The organism is Mycolicibacterium cosmeticum (genome assembly GCF_000613185.1).
Taxonomy (GTDB): Bacteria; Actinomycetota; Actinomycetes; order Mycobacteriales; family Mycobacteriaceae; genus Mycobacterium; species Mycobacterium cosmeticum.
In genome coordinates this window covers 2,525,865-2,541,013 of the sequence record NZ_CCBB010000001.1, presented here as the reverse complement: position 1 = coordinate 2,541,013, position 15,149 = coordinate 2,525,865, and the positions used below count along the sequence as shown (strand labels likewise).

Here is a 15,149-nt window from a genome sequence, read left to right as displayed (position 1 = left end):
GTACCGCATGCCGACCTACCAGTTCCGCTGCCCCGGCGGATGCCCGGACTTCAGCGCCAGGTATTCGATGGCCGAGGTACCCCGCGAGGACGCCTGTCCGCAATGCTGCGCCACGTCCCGGCGGCTGATCGGGGCACCGGCGCTGGGTATCGGCTCGACCGCGGCGATGAAGCTGCACGACCGGACCCGCGCCAGCGCGGACACCCCACAGGTCGTCAGCGCGTTACCGCGTGGCGCGCGCCGGGCCACTCCCGTGACCACCAACCCGCTGCACCGGCGGCTACCGCGGCCCTGACGGCCAGTTGAGCACCAGTCGGTCCAAGCCCAGCCGTTCCCGCGGGCGGTGGTCGCGCTCCACGATCGCCTCGTCGGCGCGCGTGTAGTCACCGAGTGTGCCGACGGCCACCACCGCGAACGGGCGCAGCCCGGGCGTGAGTTCTGCCGCGGCGACGGTGTCGAACCCCGCCATCGGGTGCACGACGAGGCCGCGGCTGACCGCCTCGATGGACAGCGACGCGATCGCTGCCCCCACATCCACGGCGGCATAGCGCGCGGTGCGCTCGTCCTCGCCCTCGTCCGCGCACACCAGGATCAGCGCGCTCGCCGCCGTGGCGTAGCTGTTACCCCGCTTGAGCAGGCCCGCCACGGTGGTGAACATCTCATCCCCGCGGAATCCGTCTTGCTCCTCGCGTCCGCGGAATCCGACGACATACCGGACCGGCTCGCGCTGCCCCCACGTGGCCGCCCAGCGGGCGGCCTCCAGCAGCGCCGTCAGATCGTCGGGGCTGAGCACGGCATTCGCGTCGAAGGCACGCGGACTCCAGCGGGCGGCGATGGGCGGATGGATCGGCACACTGGTGCGCGCCAGCCGGTCGCTCATGGTTAGCCAGGCTACCGGCAGGTGGAGCGGTAAAAACCGGTACCGCGACCCCTTATCCTTGTGTGGACATTCCGGCGGTTGAGAGGTTCTTACAGTGGCGCTCGTCGTGCAGAAATACGGCGGATCATCGGTGGCGGACGCCGATCGGATTCGGCGCGTCGCCGAGCGCATCGTGGAAACCAAGAAGGCCGGCCATGACGTGGTCGTCGTCGTCTCCGCGATGGGCGACACCACGGACGACCTGCTGGACCTGGCCCGCCAGGTATCCCCGGCGCCCCCGCCCCGCGAGATGGACATGCTGCTCACAGCCGGTGAACGGATCTCCAACGCGCTGGTCGCGATGGCCATCGAGTCCCTCGGTGCGCAGGCCCGCTCCTTCACCGGCTCGCAGGCCGGCGTCGTCACCACCGGCACGCACGGCAACGCCAAGATCATCGACGTCACCCCCACCCGGCTGCGGGAGGCGCTGGACGAGGGACAGATCGTCCTGGTCGCCGGCTTCCAGGGCGTCAGCCAGGACAGCAAGGACGTCACCACCCTGGGCCGGGGCGGCTCGGACACCACCGCCGTCGCGCTGGCCGCCGCGCTGCACGCCGATGTCTGCGAGATCTACACCGACGTCGACGGCATCTTCACCGCCGACCCGCGCATCGTGCCGAACGCCAAGCATCTCGACGCCGTCTCCTTCGAGGAGATGCTGGAGATGGCCGCGTGCGGCGCCAAGGTGCTGATGCTGCGCTGCGTCGAATACGCCCGCCGATACAACGTGCCGATTCACGTCCGTTCGTCGTACTCGGACAAGCCAGGAACCATCGTCAAAGGATCGATCGAGGACATCCCCATGGAAGACGCCATCCTGACCGGAGTCGCACACGACCGCAGCGAGGCCAAGGTCACCGTCGTCGGGCTGCCCGACGTTCCCGGATACGCGGCCAAGGTGTTCCGCGCGGTCGCGGACGCCGACGTGAACATCGACATGGTGCTGCAGAACATCAGCAAGGTCGAGGACGGCAAGACCGACATCACCTTCACCTGTTCGCGGGAGAACGGCCCGGGTGCGGTCGAGAAGCTCACCGCGCTGAAGGACGAGATCGGGTTCTCCCAGGTGCTCTACGACGACCACATCGGCAAGGTGTCGCTGATCGGCGCCGGCATGCGCAGCCACCCGGGTGTGACCGCGACCTTCTGCGAGGCCCTGGCCGAGGCCGGCATCAACATCGACCTGATCTCCACCTCCGAGATCCGCATCTCGGTGCTGATCAAGGACACCGAACTGGACAAGGCAGTCGCCACGCTGCACGAGGCCTTCGGCCTCGGCGGCGACGAGGAAGCGGTCGTGTACGCGGGATCGGGGATCTAGCCATGGGGCGAGCGAAGCGACGGGGGATGTAGATGGTGAATATCGGTGTGGTGGGCGCGACCGGTCAGGTCGGCCAGGTGATGCGGGCGCTGCTGGAGGAACGGGACTTCCCGGCCACCTCGGTGCGGTTCTTCGCCTCGCCGCGGTCGGAGGGCAAGAAGCTCACCTTCCGTGGCCAGGAGATCGAGGTCGAGAACGCCGAGACCGCCGACCCGGCCGGCCTGGACATCGCGCTGTTCTCCGCGGGCGCGACGATGTCGCGGGTGCAGGCGCCGCGGTTCGCCGCCGCCGGGGCCGTCGTCGTGGACAACTCGTCGGCCTGGCGTAAGGATCCCGACGTTCCGCTGGTCGTCAGCGAGGTCAACTTCGCGAGAGACGCTGCCCGCAGACCGAAGGGAATCATCGCCAACCCGAACTGCACCACCATGGCCGCCATGCCGGTGCTCAAGCCGCTGCACGACGAGGCGGGCCTGACCCGGCTGATCGTGTCCAGCTACCAGGCCGTCTCGGGTACCGGACTGGCCGGGGTGGAAGAACTGGCCACCCAGGCCCGCGCGGTGATCGACGGTGCCGAGGGGCTGGTGCACGACGGCCGCGCCGTCGACTTCCCGGCACCGGTGAAATACGTTGCGCCCATTGCCTTCAACGTGGTTCCGTTGGCCGGATCACTGGTTGACGACGGTACCGGCGAGACCGACGAGGACCAGAAACTGCGCAACGAGAGCCGCAAGATCTTGGGCATCCCGGAGCTGCTGGTGTCCGGCACCTGCGTGCGGGTGCCGGTGTTCACCGGCCACTCGCTGTCCATCAATGCCGAATTCGCCGAACCGCTTTCGGTGCGGCGCGCCCAGGAACTGCTCGCCGACGCGCCGGGCGTGAAGCTGGTGGACGTGCCCACCCCGCTGGCCGCCGCCGGCATCGACGAATCGCTGGTCGGCCGGATCCGCCAAGACCCCGGTGTGCCGGACGGCCGCGGGCTGGCGCTGTTCGTCTCCGGTGACAACCTGCGCAAGGGCGCCGCATTGAACACCATCCAGATCGCCGAACTGCTCGCGCAAGCCTGATTTGCGCCGAAACGCACATTTGGGCGCAAAACTACGAGTGGTGTGCGCCATTGCGTCGATCTCGGCGATGCTGTCCGCCGTCCCCGCGCAGGCCGACCTCGGTCTGGCGCCCGGGCAGGTGCTGCGCCTCGGCCCGGTAGCCGGAACCGGCACGGCCACCGGCGATTACGGTGTCGGCGCGACCGACCTGTGTGAGTTCATGGAATTCCCCAGCCGGACGCTGCAGGTGTGCGGTGACAGCTTCGCCGGTCAGGGGGTCGGGTTCGGCACCTGGTATTCACCGGTGGCGCTGCACATCGACCCGGACTCGATCGGCACGGAGCTGCGGGTCACCGGCGTCACCGGCACGACGGCACCGTTGCTGGCCGACCCGAAGTCCCCCGGCAGCTCGCAGCTGCCCGCAGGCATCGTATCCATCAACCGCGAGAACTACCTGCTGGTGACCACCACCCGCAACCTCAGGCCGGAATCGTCGCGCCTGGTCAAAGCGGATGCGGCGCAGCCGAACTGGCCCACGGTGCCGGGCTCGCAGCGGGCGGCGTCCTACGCCGGTGGGGCCCAGTCGCAGATCAGCGGCTATTACGATCCCATCCCGACCCATGATTCGCAGCGCGGATGGGTGTACATCGTGGCCGACAACTTCGACCGCACCAGCCCGGTTCACCTCTACCGGGTGCCGCCCCAGGACTTCACCGACCGCAGCCGCTGGCAGGGCTGGTCGGCCACCCAGGGCTGGGGCCGCACCCCGACGCCGCTGTGGGCGGACCCGGCCGGTGAACTCAGCGTGCGCCAGATCGAAGGCAAGACGGTGCTGTCCTACTTCAACGCGGGGACCGGCAACATGGAGGTCCGCGTCGCCGACGACCCGACCGGGCTGGCAACGGCCCCCGTCACCACGGTGGTGGTCGCCGCACCGTGGCCGCAGGCTCCCGAGGAGCTGCCCGATCCGGACGACAACAGCCTGGCCCAGCCCTACGGTGGCTACATCTCGCCGGCCTCCACCCTCGACGACGTGCGGGTGCTGGTCAGCCAGTGGCACACCGCACCCGCCGACAGCGCTCCCTACCGGGTGATCCAGTTCGCGGTGAACCCGTGGAAACCTTGGGACACAAGGGGTTAGCGCGCCGGCCCGGCATCCGCGGCCGGTCGCGTAGCATCGGAACGGTGCTCGCCCCGCACACCGGGAGGTTTCGGCGGAGCGGCATCCGGAAATACTGCCCAATGGCGTCGTCATGCCAGGCCAGGGAGGAGACAGATGTCGTCGCAGGCAGCTGAGCCACCGGAACCGGCCGCGGCATCCACCGGGTCCCCCGAAGATCAGCCCAACGAGCCCGCCGAGATCACGTTCGACGAGTACCTGCATCCGGCGCGGCCCCGGACACTGCGCTCCCGGCCACGGGTGCGCACGCCGTTCGTGCGGCGGTCGTTGGCGCAGGACGGTCCGCCGACGGGGGAGAATCCGGCGTACGTGTCCTGGCTGCTGTCGCAGTCGATGCTGGCCGACGCGAACGAGATCAGCCAGCAGTTCTCCGGGCAGGGGTCGATGTGGCAGAACCCGTTCGCCCGGCCGAACCCGCGCTCGGCCGTCGACACCGCCTCGGTGTGGTTCACCGCGTATCCGCTGTCGTTGATCACCCGGCCGGACGAATCCTTCCTCAAGGCGATGGCCGACAAGGAGATGTGGAAAGCCTTCGCGCAGATCGGGATTCAGGCGATCCACACCGGCCCGGTGAAGCGCGCCGGCGGCATCTCGGGCTGGCAGCTGACCCCCAGCGTGGACGGCCACTTCGACCGGATCAGCACGCAGATCGACCCGGCCTTCGGTACCGAGGACGAGTTCCGCGAGATGTGCGGCACGGCCAACTGGTACGGCGGCACCATCATCGACGACATCGTGCCGGGGCACACCGGCAAGGGCGCGGACTTCCGGCTCGCCGAGATGAAGTACGCCGACTATCCGGGGATCTACCACATGGTGGAGATCGACCCCCGGGATTGGGAACATCTGCCGACGGTTCCGGCCGGTGCCGATTCGGTGAATGTCGATGCGGCAACTGAGGATTGGCTGGACAAGGCCGGATACATCATCGGCCGGCTGCAGCGGGTGATCTTCTACGCCGAGGGCATCAAGGAAACCAACTGGAGCGTCACCCGCCCCATCGTCGGTGTCGACGGCGTGGAGCGGCGCTGGGTGTATCTGCACTACTTCAAGGATGGCCAGCCGTCGATCAACTGGCTGGACCCCAGCTTCGCCGGGATGCGGCTGGTGATCGGTGACGCGCTGCATTCACTGACCGACCTGGGCACCGGCGGGCTGCGCCTGGACGCGAACGGTTTCCTGGGCGCCGAGAAGTCCGCCGAGGACGACGTCGGCTGGTCCGAGGGGCACCCCCTGTCGCAGGCGGCGAATCAGTTCATCGGCAGCATGGTCCGCAAGCTCGGCGGATTCACCTTCCAGGAGCTGAATCTCACCATCGACGACATCCGGGACAACAGCATCGCGGGCCCGGATCTGTCCTACGACTTCATCAACCGGCCGGCCTACCACCACGCCCTGGCCACCGCCGACACCGAGTTCCTGCGGCTGACGCTGCGGACCACGCTGGAGACGGAGGTAGATCCCGCCTCGCTGGTGCATGCGCTGCAGAACCACGACGAGCTGACCTACGAACTGGTGCATTGGTCCGCGGGCCACCGCGACGACGTCTACACCTACAAGGGTCAAGAGGTCACCGGTGAGGAGCTCGGGCACACCATCCGCACCGACCTGACCGAGGCGCTGACCGGCCCGCGCGCACCCTATAACCTGGTGTTCACCACCAACGGCATCGCGTGCACGACGGCGACCGTCATCGCCGCGACGCTGGGGATCACGGACCTCGACCAGATCACCGACGCCGGCAGCGACGGCGCCACACTGGACCGGATCCGTCGGGCGCACCTGCTGTTGGTGATGTTCAACGCGCTGCAACCGGGCGTCTTCGCGCTGTCCGGCTGGGACCTGTGCGGCATGCTGACCCTGCCGCCGGAGCAGGTCGGTGAACTGCTGCGCGGCGGTGACACCCGCTGGATCCATCGCGCCGCGCACGACCTGATGGGCGTCAACCCCGGCGCCACGCATTCCCCGGCCGGCATGCCCCGCGGCACCAGTGTGTACGGATCGATCCCGGAGCAACTCACCGACGAGACCAGCTTCGTGCGTCAGCTGCAGGCGATTCTGAAGGTGCGCACCCACTTCGGCATCGCCACCAGCCGGCAGATCGACATCCCCGAGGTCTCGCACCGCGGCATGTTAGTCATGGTTCACCAACTCGACGACCCGAATCAGCTACAGCTCACGGTCCTCAACTTCGCCAACGAGGACATCGCGGGCACCGTGCGTTCCGAGCATCTGCCGCCCAGTGCGGTGGTGACGGACATGTTCGGCGGCAAGGTCATCGGCAACGTCGACGACTTGCACAGCTTCGCCGTCGAGATGCCGGCCCACCACGGCATGTCGCTGCTCGTGGAAGCCAAACCCGACCCCGACGACGTCGCCGGCACCGCAGCTCACAGCTGATTCATATTGCCGGGCTAACCGCTACATGGCCGGCCCTCGGCATCATGAGAAGCATGAGTGACGAAGTCGAAACCCCCACCACCCCCGTGCCGCCGGTAGCCCCCGCACCGCCTCCGCCGCCAGTGGTCGTGGAGCGCAAACGCCCCAACAAGGTGTTCCAGGCCGCGGCCTGGGTCGGCATCGCGGCCGGGGTGACCTTCATCGTCGCGGTGGTGTTCTTCTCCGGGTTCTATCTGGGGAAGAACTCCGACGGTGGTCATCGCGGCGGCCCGCATCGCGAGGCGGGCATGTTCCACCGCGAAGGGCCGCCGATGGGGCCGCCGCACATCTTCTTCGGGCCCGCCGGCCCGGGTGGGCTCCCCGGTGGTGGCCCCGGCGGTCCCGGCGCCCCGGGCGGCCAGGGCCCGGGTGGCCCTGGCGCTCCCGGTGGCCCGACCTTCGTGCCTCGACCCTGAGACTCTAAGAGGACGGTCACGGGGGTCTGAGGAATTGCCGTGACCGCTTGGCAGTGGCGGGCCACTCATGAGAGTGTCCCTAACCATGACACGCCGGCCATCACCTACCGCGCTGATGGTCGGCGTTGTGGTATTGGCAGCGATCCTGTCCTCCTGCGGATTCCGGAGCGCACCCGCCGATGTCGCGACGTCGACCGTCTTCGGGGTGGGGGACTGTGTGCAGATTCCGTCGGCGACGCCGGAGCGCCCGGCGCGCGCCGGTAAGTCCTCCTGCAGCGCCGACCCGAGTTACACGGTGGGTGCCACCACGGACGCCAACGGAAACTGCCCGAGCAACGAATATCAGCACCTGTCAACGCAGTTGGCCGAGCCGGGAACCGCCCGGCTGTGCCTGGTGCCCAATCTCGTCGCCGAGCACTGCTACACGATGGAGATGCCGATCGGGGTGGTGCAGAAGGCCGATTGCGCCGACCGCGGCTCGGCCATGATCGTCCAGATCACCCAGCGGTTGGACGTCCACGACCAGTCCGCGTGCCCCGCCGTCGCCGGCTCGTACGCCTGGCCGTATCCCGCGCCGGCCCGTACCTACTGCACTCAGACCCTTTTCTAGGACCCCCGCCGCCCTGGCATGATCGACGCCATGCGCCTGACAGCAGCCGCGGCCGGTCTCGCCCTGGCGGTCCTGCCGGCCGTCCCGGCCGGTCCCGCAGCGGCCAAACCGTCCGATCCCGGCGTGGTCAACTACGCGGTGCTGCCCAAGGGGTCGGTGGCCAATATCGTGGGCGCGCCCATGGGGTGGGGCGCCGAGTTCACCGACCCGATCCAGGCCTTCTCCGTCGACAACCCGGTGTGCAACAACTGGGCCGACATCGGCCTCCCCGAGGTGTACGACGACCCCGACATCGCCTCGTTCAACAGCGCGCTGGCGCAGACCTCGGCCACCGACACCACTCACCTGGTCAAGCAGGCCGTCGGGGTGTTCGCCACCGGCGACGCGGCCGCCCGGGCCTTCCACCGGATCACCGACCGCACCACCGGGTGCTCCGGCCAGACCACCGCGATGCATCTGAACGACTTCGGCACCGAGGTGTGGACGTTCACCGGCGGCCCGCCCGCGCCCGCCGACGCCGTCTGGTTCAAGCAGGAGGCGGGTACCGACCGACGCTGCTTCGTGCAAACGCGGCTGCGCGAAAATGTTTTGCTGCAAGCCAAGGTCTGCCAACCCGGAAACGGTGGACCCGCGGTCAACGTGCTCGCCGGCGCCATGCAGAACTCACTGGGTCAGTAGCTGCGGGGTAAAAGGCGTGGGAATATGTCGGACCCGTCTGCAAGATTGTTAGGTAGATCGAGAGAACGGTCCGCTAGCGTCCAGCCCACCTGGGAGGAATGGCACGCATGACCACCGCCGCGTGGGATGTCGACTGCGCTTCCGGAGTCATGGCTGCCCGCATCGCCGCGGACTGCCTGCGCGACGGTCCGATCGGAGCCGTCGGTCTCGAATTGGAAGCCCACTGTTACGACGTCGAGGATCCGGCGCGCAGGCCGGGCTGGGATGAGCTCGCCGAGGCCATCGCCACCGTCCCACCGCTGCCCGGGGGCAGCGTCATCACCGTCGAGCCGGGCGGCGCCGTCGAACTGTCCGGTCCGCCGGCCGCCGACGTGTCCGCCGCGATCGCGGCGCTGGCCGCCGACCGAGAGGTCCTGCGCGCGGCGTTGGCCGGCCGTGGGCTGGGGCTGGTGCTGCTGGGCACCGATCCGATGCGCCCCGCCCAGCGCATCCATCCCGGCCCCCGGTACCGCGCGATGGAACAGTTCTTCGCCCGGTCGGGCACCGCGGGCGCGGCGATGATGACCTCGACGGCGTCGGTTCAGGTGAACGTCGAGGCGGGCCCGCGCGAGGGCTGGGCGGACCGGGTGCGGCTGGCACACGCGTTGGGCCCGGTGATGATCGCGGTGGCGGCCAACTCGCCGCTGCTGGGGGGCCAGTTCACCGGCTGGCGCAGCACCCGGCAGCGGGTGTGGGGGCAGATCGACGCCGCCCGCTGCGGTCCGGTGCTCGGCCGCGACGGCGACGATCCCGGTGCGGACTGGGCGCGCTACGCGTTGCGGGCCCCGGTGATGTTGGTGCGCGGCACCGACCCCGACACCCAGGCCGAGGCGGCGACCGACTGGGTCACCTTCGCCGACTGGGCCGACGGTCGGGCCGCCCTAGGCGGCCGGCTGCCCACCGCCGATGATCTGGACTACCACCTGACCACGCTGTTCCCGCCCGTGCGGCCGCGGCGCTGGCTGGAGATCCGGTATCTGGACAGCGTGCCCGACGACGTGTGGCCCGCGGTGGTGTTCACCCTGACCACCCTGATGGACAACCCGGTGGCCGCGGCGACCGCGGCGGAAGCCACCGCACCGGTGGCCACCGAATGGGATCTGGCGGCCCGGGTGGGGCTGGCCGACCCGCGGCTGAAGGCGGCGGCGCAGCGCTGTGTGGCGGCCGCCGCCGAGCATGCCCCCGCCCAGCTGGCCGAGCCGATGGAGCGGTTGCTGCGCAATGTCTCGGCGGGCCGCTGCCCGGCCGACGATTTCTCCGCTTCCGTGCTCGCGGACGGGATCCCGTCCGCGCTCCGTCAGCTGGCGAAAGGCGAGTCGTGACGTCACCGGAGGTACTGGCCGCCGAACTCACCCAGGCCAGGCGGCGCACCCTGGCCCTGGTCGACTTCGACGATGCCGAACTGCACCGCCAATACGATCCGCTGATGAGCCCGCTGGTGTGGGATCTCGCCCACATCGGGCAGCAGGAGGAACTCTGGCTGCTGCGCGATGGCAACCCGGACCGGCCCGGCATGCTGGCACCGGAGATCGAGCAGCTCTACGACGCGTTCGTGCATTCCCGGGCCAGCCGGGTCCGGCTGCCGCTGCTGCCGCCGACCGATGCGCGGGTCTACTGCCGCACGGTGCGTGACCGGGCCCTCGATGCGCTGGCCGCGGCGCGCACCGACGACGACCTCTTCCGGTTCGGCCTGGTCATCTCCCACGAGAATCAGCACGACGAGACGATGTTGCAGGCGTTGAACCTGCGCACCGGCCCGCCCATCCTCGGTACCGGTGCGCCGCTGCCCGCCGGCCGCCCCGGTCTGGCCGGCACCTCGGTGCCGGTGCCCGCCGGGCCGTTCACGTTGGGCGTCAACGCATCCGACGAGCCCTATGCGCTGGACAACGAACGGCCCGCACACACCGTGGAGGTCGCGGCGTTCCGGATCGGTCGGGTCCCCGTCACCAACGCCGAGTGGCGTGCCTTCATCGACGACGGCGGGTACCGGCAGCCGCGCTGGTGGTCGGCGCGCGGCTGGGAGCACCGCCAACAGGCCGGCCTGGTGGCGCCGCAGTTCTGGAACGACCTCGCGCGCGACGGGGTCGGCACCCGGACCCGGTTCGGGCATGTCGAGGAGATCCCGCCCGACGAGCCCGTCCAGCACGTGACGTTCTTCGAGGCCGAGGCGTACGCCGCGTGGGCCGGGGCGCGGCTACCCACCGAGATCGAGTGGGAGAAGGCTTGCGCATGGGATCCCGGTATCGGTGCGCGACGCCGATACCCTTGGGGCGCAGCCCAACCCACCGCAGACCTGGTGAACCTGGGTGCGGACGCGATGCGGCCGGCGCCGGTGGGCGCCTATCCGGGCGGCGCCTCGGCGTACGGGGCCGAACAGATGCTGGGCGACGTGTGGGAATGGACCACCTCGCCGTTGCGGCCGTGGCCGGGATTCACCCCCATGATCTACGACCGGTACAGCGAACCGTTCTTCGAGGGCTCCGGGGCCGGCGACTACCGGGTGCTGCGCGGCGGTTCGTGGGCGGTGGCGGCCGGCATCCTGCGGCCCAGTTTCCGCAACTGGGACCACCCGATCCGGCGGCAGATCTTCGCCGGTGTCCGGTTGGCCTGGGATGTGTAGGCATCTCGGCTGGCTGGGTGCGCCGGTAGCGGTGTCCTCGCTGGTGCTGGATCCACCGGAAAGCCTTCTCGTGCAGTCCTATTCGCCCCGGCGGCAGAAACACGGCCTGCTCAACGCCGACGGTTGGGGTGTCGGCTTCACGTCGCCGGCCGGTGTGCACCGCTGGCGCAGCGACAAGCCGCTGTGGGGTGATGCCTCCTTCGCCTCGGTCGCCCCGGCATTGCACAGCGGCTGCGTGGTGGCCGCCGTCCGGTCGGCCACCATCGGGATGCCCATCGAACCGTCGGCCTCGGCACCGTTCAGCGACGGCACCTGGTTGCTGTCGCACAACGGTGTCGTCGACCGTGCGGTACTCCCGACGGCCCGCGACGCCGAATCCACCGTCGACAGCGCCGTGCTGGCCGCGCACATCTTCCGTCGCGGGTTGGACGCGCTCGGTGACACCATCGCGGAGGTGGGTGCCGCCGATCCCGGTGCGCGGCTGAACATCCTGGCCGCCGACGGCACCCGACTGCTGGCCACCACGTGGGGCGACACCCTGTCCGTCCTGGTGCGGCCCGACGGCGTGGTGCTGGCCAGCGAACCCTACGACGACGACCCGGCCTGGCGTGACATCCCGGACCGGCACCTGGTCACCGTGCGCGGCGGCGAACTGACCCTCACCCCTCTGGAAGGATCCGCATGACCACCGGCTTGAACACCGACCTGGCCAACACACTGCGTCGTGATGTCGCCGACGGCCTCCGGCAGACCCCGAAGACCCTGCCGCCCAAGTGGTTCTATGACACCGTCGGCAGCGAGCTGTTCGACCGGATCACCCGGCTGCCGGAGTACTACCCCACCCGCACCGAGGCATCGATCCTGCGGGAGCACGCCGCCGAGATCGCCGCCGCGTCGGGCGCGGACACCTTGGTCGAATTGGGCAGTGGCACCTCGGAGAAGACCCGGCTGCTGCTGTCGGCCTGGCGCACCCGCGGCCTGCTGCGCCGGTTCATCCCGTTCGACGTGGATCCCGGCGTGCTGCGCGACGCGGCCGGCGCGCTGCGCGCCGAATACCCCGGCATCGAGATCGACACCGTGTGTGGTGATTTCGACCGGGATCTCGGCGCCATCCCCCAGGTGGGCCGGCGCCTGGTGATCTTCCTGGGGTCTACCATCGGCAATTTCACCGCCGAGCCGAGGGCGAAATTCCTGACCTCGCTGGCCAATTCGTTGCGACCCGGTGATGCGCTGCTGCTCGGTACCGATCTGGTGAAGGACACCGACCGGCTGGTGCGGGCCTACGACGACAGTGCCGGGGTGACCGCGGCTTTCAACCGCAACGTGCTGGCCGTGGTGAACCGGGAGTTGGATGCCGACTTCGACCTGGACGCCTTTGCGCATGTCGCCAAGTGGAACCAGGAGCACGAGCGGATCGAGATGTGGCTGAGATCCGTTCGCGCGCAACGTGTCAACGTTCACGCCCTGGGCCTGACCGTGGATTTCGCCGCGGGCGAGGAAATGCTGACCGAAGTGTCCTGCAAGTTCCGCCCGGACGGCGTGGCCGCCGAACTGGAGGCGGCCGGCCTGCGCCGCACGCACTGGTGGACCGACCCGGCCGGTGACTTCGGCCTGGCCCTCGCGGTGAAATGACCCTCGCCGAGCATTGGCGGGCCGCCCGGCCCACCGTCGCCGGGCTGCACTTCGACAACGCCGCCTGCTCCCGGCAGAGCCACGCCGTCATCGACGCCACCGCCACCCACGCCCGCCACGAAGCCGAGGTCGGCGGTTACGTCGCCGCCGAGGCAGCGACGCCGACCCTGGACGCCGGCCGCGAAGCGGTACGGGCGCTGTCCGGTATCCCCGGCGCGGAGGTGGTCTACACCACGGGCTCCAATCACGCGCTGGATTTGCTGCTCAGCAGCTGGGCCGGTCCGCGCACCGTGGCCTGCCCGCCGGGGGAGTACGGACCCAACCTGGCGATCATGGCGGCCAACGGCTTTCAGGTGCGCCCCCTGCCGGTCGACGCGCTGGGCCGGTTGCTGGTCGACGAGGCGAAAGCCGTCCTGGCCGCCGAGCCGCCCGCGCTGGTGCACCTGACCGTGCTCGGTAGTCACCGCGGCGTCGCCCAGCCGCCGGCCGATCTCGCCGTGGTATGCCGAGAGCTCGGGCTGCCGCTGGTGATCGACGCGGCACAGGCGCTCGGACACCTGGACTGCGCGGTGGGGCCCGACGCGCTGTACTCCTCGTCGCGTAAATGGCTGGCCGGCCCGCGCGGCGTCGGCGTGCTGGCGCTGCGGCCGGAATTCGCGGGCGGCCTCACGCCGCGGCTGCCACCCTTGGAAAGCGGTGAGGCCAACATCGCGGCCCGCGTCGGTTACGCGCTCGCGGTGGGGGAGCATCTGGCCGCCGGGCCGGCCGCCGTGCGGGCCCACCTTGCCGAGGTGGGCCGCTGGACCCGTACCGCGCTGACCGGCCTTCCGGGTTGGCGCGTCGTCGAACCCGTCGACGAGCCCACGGCGCTGACCACGCTGGAACCCACCGGCGGCGCCGACCCGGCGACGGTCCGGTCCCGGCTGATCGACGAGCACCGCATTGTCACCACCGCCTGTGAACTGGTCCGCGCACCATACGAACTCACGCGCCCGGTGCTGCGGGTGTCCCCGCACGTCGACGTCACCGAGGCGGAGTTGGAACGGTTCGGCGAAGCCCTCCTGGCCTGTGGCTAGTGTGGGCGGGTGACCGCGCTCACCGACGAGGAAACCTATCTGATCCAGACGGTGCGGGCGTTCGTCGATCGTGACGTCAAACCGACCGTGCGGGAGGTGGAGCACGCCAACTCCTATCCCGAGCGCTGGATCGAGCAGATGAAGCAGATCGGGATCTACGGGCTGGCGGTGCCCGAGGCTTATGGCGGCAGCCCGGTGTCGATGCCCTGTTATGCCCGCGTCACCCAGGAACTGGCGCGCGGCTGGATGAGCCTGGCCGGGGCGATGGGCGGGCACACCGTGGTGGCCAAGCTGCTGACGCTGTTCGGCACCGAGGAACAGAGGCAGCGCTACCTGCCGGCGATGGCGACCGGGCAGATCCGGGCCACCATGGCGCTCACCGAGCCCGGCGGCGGGTCGGATCTGCAGGCGATGACCACGGTGGCCAAGCCCGACGGCGACGATCTGGTGATCACCGGCGCCAAGACCTGGATCTCCAATGCCCGGCGCTCGGATCTGATCGCCCTGTTGTGCAAGACCGACCCGCAGGCCCAGCCCCGCCATGCGGGCATCTCGATCGTGCTGGCCACGCACGGGCCGGGGCTGACGGTGTCGCGGGATCTGCCCAAGCTCGGTTACAAGGGGGTGGAGTCCTGCGAGCTGGCCTTCGACGACTACCGCATCCCGGCGGAGGCGATTTTGGGTGGCGAACCGGGTCACGGGTTCGCCCAGATGATGAAGGGTTTGGAGACCGGCCGCATCCAGGTCGCGGTCCGTGCGCTCGGGGTGGGCAGCGCCGCGTTGGAGGATGCGCTGGCCTACGCCCAGCAGCGGCAGAGTTTCGGTAAGCCGATCTGGCAGCATCAGTCGATCGGCAACTATCTGGCCGAGATGGCCACCAAGCTGACCGCCGCGCGTCAGCTCACCTGGTATGCCGCCGAACGCTACGACAGTGCCGCCGACAACGAGGGCGAGCGCGCCGATATGGAGGCCGGGATGGCCAAACTGTTCGCTTCCGAGGTCGCCATGGAGATCGCACTCAACGCGGTACGCATCCACGGCGGGTACGGCTACTCCACCGAATACGACGTCGAACGCTACTTCCGCGACGCGCCCCTGATGATCGTCGGCGAGGGCACCAACGAGATCCAACGCAACGTCATCGCGGCCCAGTTGATAGCGCGCGGCGGCCTGTAA

The 15,149-nt window shown here is 69.6% G+C and carries 15 protein-coding genes; 14 read left to right on the top strand and 1 reads right to left on the bottom strand.

Annotated elements, in window-relative coordinates; translation table 11 throughout:
- The first annotated feature begins 7 nt into the window (after positions 1-7).
- Positions 8-295, top strand: a complete 288-nt coding sequence (locus tag BN977_RS12280; RefSeq protein WP_036398972.1) for an FmdB family zinc ribbon protein — start codon at positions 8-10, stop codon at positions 293-295.
- Here BN977_RS12280 and BN977_RS12275 read toward each other — a convergent pair.
- Positions 281-880, bottom strand: coding sequence for a nitroreductase family protein (locus BN977_RS12275; RefSeq protein WP_036397750.1), 600 nt, complete (start codon positions 878-880; stop codon positions 281-283). The two genes, BN977_RS12280 and BN977_RS12275, sit on opposite strands and share 15 nt — an antisense overlap.
- Positions 881-974: 94 nt before the next feature.
- Between BN977_RS12275 and BN977_RS12270 the strand changes: the two genes are divergently transcribed.
- From BN977_RS12270 to BN977_RS12210, 13 genes are all read left to right on the top strand, one after another.
- On the top strand, positions 975-2,240 hold the full coding sequence (locus BN977_RS12270) for an aspartate kinase (RefSeq protein WP_024454649.1): 1,266 nt from the start codon (positions 975-977) through the stop codon (positions 2,238-2,240).
- Between the two features lie 32 nt (positions 2,241-2,272).
- Complete coding sequence (locus tag BN977_RS12265) at positions 2,273-3,304, top strand: aspartate-semialdehyde dehydrogenase (RefSeq protein WP_024454648.1); 1,032 nt, start codon at positions 2,273-2,275, stop codon at positions 3,302-3,304.
- A 40-nt stretch (positions 3,305-3,344) separates the two neighbouring features.
- Positions 3,345-4,424, top strand: coding sequence for a glycoside hydrolase family 183 protein (locus BN977_RS12260; RefSeq protein ID WP_024454647.1), 1,080 nt, complete (start codon positions 3,345-3,347; stop codon positions 4,422-4,424).
- A 135-nt stretch (positions 4,425-4,559) separates the two neighbouring features.
- The gene (gene treS, locus BN977_RS12255) at positions 4,560-6,863 is read left to right on the top strand and encodes a maltose alpha-D-glucosyltransferase (RefSeq protein ID WP_036397749.1); all 2,304 of its coding nucleotides are present in this window, start codon (positions 4,560-4,562) and stop codon (positions 6,861-6,863) included.
- 53 nt (positions 6,864-6,916) lie between these two features.
- Positions 6,917-7,318 (top strand): hypothetical protein, encoded by a 402-nt coding sequence (locus BN977_RS12250; RefSeq protein WP_036397748.1) that lies wholly within the window; start codon positions 6,917-6,919, stop codon positions 7,316-7,318.
- Positions 7,319-7,403: 85 nt separating this feature from the next.
- A complete protein-coding gene (locus BN977_RS12245; protein ID WP_024454644.1) occupies positions 7,404-7,928 on the top strand; it encodes a hypothetical protein in 525 nt (174 codons plus the stop codon).
- A gap of 30 nt (positions 7,929-7,958) precedes the next feature.
- Entirely contained in the window at positions 7,959-8,606 is a 648-nt protein-coding gene (locus BN977_RS12240) for a sensor domain-containing protein (RefSeq protein WP_407661179.1), read from the top strand.
- Positions 8,607-8,713: 107 nt separating this feature from the next.
- Entirely contained in the window at positions 8,714-9,967 is a 1,254-nt protein-coding gene (gene egtA, locus BN977_RS12235; protein WP_084172560.1) for an ergothioneine biosynthesis glutamate--cysteine ligase EgtA, read from the top strand.
- The gene (gene egtB / locus BN977_RS12230; protein WP_036397745.1) at positions 9,964-11,265 is read left to right on the top strand and encodes an ergothioneine biosynthesis protein EgtB; all 1,302 of its coding nucleotides are present in this window, start codon (positions 9,964-9,966) and stop codon (positions 11,263-11,265) included. Before egtA ends, egtB begins: the two co-directional genes overlap by 4 nt.
- Positions 11,258-11,950 (top strand): ergothioneine biosynthesis protein EgtC, encoded by a 693-nt coding sequence (gene egtC, locus BN977_RS12225; protein ID WP_036397744.1) that lies wholly within the window; start codon positions 11,258-11,260, stop codon positions 11,948-11,950. The genes egtB and egtC overlap by 8 nt, the downstream gene beginning before the upstream one ends.
- The gene (egtD, locus tag BN977_RS12220; RefSeq protein WP_036397743.1) at positions 11,947-12,897 is read left to right on the top strand and encodes an L-histidine N(alpha)-methyltransferase; all 951 of its coding nucleotides are present in this window, start codon (positions 11,947-11,949) and stop codon (positions 12,895-12,897) included. The genes egtC and egtD overlap by 4 nt, the downstream gene beginning before the upstream one ends.
- The gene (egtE, locus tag BN977_RS12215) at positions 12,894-13,973 is read left to right on the top strand and encodes an ergothioneine biosynthesis PLP-dependent enzyme EgtE (RefSeq protein ID WP_036397742.1); all 1,080 of its coding nucleotides are present in this window, start codon (positions 12,894-12,896) and stop codon (positions 13,971-13,973) included. The genes egtD and egtE overlap by 4 nt, the downstream gene beginning before the upstream one ends.
- 9 nt (positions 13,974-13,982) lie before the next feature.
- A complete protein-coding gene (locus BN977_RS12210) occupies positions 13,983-15,149 on the top strand; it encodes an acyl-CoA dehydrogenase family protein (protein ID WP_036397741.1) in 1,167 nt (388 codons plus the stop codon).

What these genes read in the sequence shown, in the direction of transcription:
- BN977_RS12280 (WP_036398972.1), top strand. Translation starts at nt 8, where the DNA reads ATGCCGACCTACCAGTTCCGCTGCCCCGGCGGATGCCCGGACTTCAGC.
- BN977_RS12275 (WP_036397750.1), bottom strand. Translation starts at nt 880, where the DNA reads ATGAGCGACCGGCTGGCGCGCACCAGTGTGCCGATCCATCCGCCCATC.
- BN977_RS12265 (WP_024454648.1), top strand. Translation starts at nt 2,273, where the DNA reads ATGGTGAATATCGGTGTGGTGGGCGCGACCGGTCAGGTCGGCCAGGTG.
- treS (WP_036397749.1), top strand. Translation starts at nt 4,560, where the DNA reads ATGTCGTCGCAGGCAGCTGAGCCACCGGAACCGGCCGCGGCATCCACC.
- BN977_RS12250 (WP_036397748.1), top strand. Translation starts at nt 6,917, where the DNA reads ATGAGTGACGAAGTCGAAACCCCCACCACCCCCGTGCCGCCGGTAGCC.
- BN977_RS12245 (WP_024454644.1), top strand. Translation starts at nt 7,404, where the DNA reads ATGACACGCCGGCCATCACCTACCGCGCTGATGGTCGGCGTTGTGGTA.
- BN977_RS12240 (WP_407661179.1), top strand. Translation starts at nt 7,959, where the DNA reads ATGCGCCTGACAGCAGCCGCGGCCGGTCTCGCCCTGGCGGTCCTGCCG.
- egtA (WP_084172560.1), top strand. Translation starts at nt 8,714, where the DNA reads ATGACCACCGCCGCGTGGGATGTCGACTGCGCTTCCGGAGTCATGGCT.
- egtC (WP_036397744.1), top strand. Translation starts at nt 11,258, where the DNA reads ATGTGTAGGCATCTCGGCTGGCTGGGTGCGCCGGTAGCGGTGTCCTCG.
- egtD (WP_036397743.1), top strand. Translation starts at nt 11,947, where the DNA reads ATGACCACCGGCTTGAACACCGACCTGGCCAACACACTGCGTCGTGAT.
- egtE (WP_036397742.1), top strand. Translation starts at nt 12,894, where the DNA reads ATGACCCTCGCCGAGCATTGGCGGGCCGCCCGGCCCACCGTCGCCGGG.